The sequence below is a fragment of the Serinicoccus chungangensis genome, assembly GCF_001483745.1.
GTDB classification, from domain to species: Bacteria; Actinomycetota; Actinomycetes; order Actinomycetales; family Dermatophilaceae; genus Ornithinicoccus; species Ornithinicoccus chungangensis_A.
Genome location: NZ_LQBL01000021.1, coordinates 1 through 1,089 on the forward strand (window position 1 = coordinate 1; position 1,089 = coordinate 1,089).

Sequence of the window (1,089 nt, forward strand, 5' to 3'; positions counted from 1 at the left end):
CGAGGACCTGATCGATGTGCGCGTGGTCTAACGACCCGCGGCAGGAGCGGACGCTACCGCGTCCGCAGTGCGGCAGTACAGGGTGTTTCGGGGTGGGCTCCCAGGTCAGGAGGATGGAGCGGACAGTTTGTGGATGAAGTAGCACGAGGCCCCATCTGATTGGGCGAGGTTGTCGCCTATGGCGATATAGCGGGGATTTCCTTGTTCGTCGAGCGACAGCCTGACTGTTCCCCCGCCCCTGAGCCGCGCGTTCGCCTCCTGCAGCATGTCCTGGACGGTCATTGCGTCGTCCTCTGTCAGGTCGGGCGACCGCCCGTCCAGGGACTCCACACTGGTGACCGTGTCGGCTGAGACCGTGATATCGAACGTACCCAGGAAGGCGCGTTCACCGCACAGGCTGGTGACCTGGAAGTTGTAGTCGGCTGGCGCTGTCCAATCGACCACCTCGTTGACACCAGCGAGTGTCGGCAGGTGCCAGCGGGCGGGCCCAAGCGAGCATGCAGCCGTAGTGGCGGCTTCGCCGCCATTCAGGCAGGCCGCGTCGACTAGGTCCTTGCCGAGAGCGTCCGCGGGGAGCTCCACATCGAGGTACTCCACGTCGTTTGTGGGGCAGTCGGCGCCACCCGGAAAGTGTTCGACCGGGGTGCTGATGACGACCCGTTCTTCTTCCACTAGGACCGTCGGTTCCAATACCTCCCCCGTCACGCCGTTGGCACAGCCAAGCCGGGTGACACCCAGGTGAACGGTCGCACCCCTCGGGGTCGGTTCAGGTGCCGCGATCACCTGCCAGGTCGCAGCGTCTTGGGGGATGTCGGTCTTTGATGTAGGGCTGCCCGCCGTGCTTTCGAGATTGCCACAGCTCGTCAGACCCAATCCGATGACGGCGGCGACGATCGTCCCTAGGACAGGCCACCGGAGTCCGCTTCGCCCAGCCACGCTGCTCCGGCTCACAGGTTCCTCCACAGGTCGAGTGAGCCTCCGACGACGAAGGCGGCCCGATGGTTCCCTGCGCCAAATGCGGCAGGAGCGGACGCTACCGCGTCCGCAGTGCGGCTACGTGTTTCATTGACGTCAGGATCGGGCCCGGCC

Annotated in this window: 1 protein-coding gene; it reads right to left on the bottom strand. The window is 65.2% G+C overall.

Annotated features, from left to right (window positions below; genetic code table 11):
• Window positions 1–105: 105 nt before the first annotated feature.
• The gene (locus tag AVL62_RS05675; RefSeq protein ID WP_153011685.1) at window positions 106–951 is read right to left on the bottom strand and encodes a DUF6174 domain-containing protein; all 846 of its coding nucleotides are present in this window, start codon (window positions 949–951) and stop codon (window positions 106–108) included.
• Between the last annotated feature and the right edge of the window lie 138 nt (window positions 952–1,089).